The organism is Microbacterium sp. C7(2022) (assembly GCF_028823665.1).
Taxonomy (GTDB): domain Bacteria; phylum Actinomycetota; class Actinomycetes; order Actinomycetales; family Microbacteriaceae; genus Microbacterium.
Genome location: NZ_JAPEHV010000128.1, coordinates 1 through 206, shown reverse-complemented (window position 1 = coordinate 206; position 206 = coordinate 1). Strand labels below are relative to the sequence as shown.

Sequence of the window (206 nt, the reverse complement as noted above, 5' to 3'; positions counted from 1 at the left end):
GCCGCGCCGGTACCGAAGGTGTTGGGGGTGAGCGGGGGGAGGCCCGCCGAGGGACCGTCGACGAAGGTCGCCACGACCACGGCGGTCGTCGCGCGGCTGCGTTCGCTCGAGAGGCGTCCGCTCGTGCCGTCGCTGAGCGAGACCTCGCCGCCCGGGGCGACCGGCGCGAACTCTTCGATGTGGAGGCCCAGCGCGTCGCGGGACGG

The 206-nt window shown here is 75.7% G+C and carries 1 pseudogene; it reads right to left on the bottom strand.

The annotated features are described in order from the left end of the window. Positions 1–206: pseudogene (locus tag ON062_RS13785) on the bottom strand (beta-galactosidase); the annotation flags it as partial.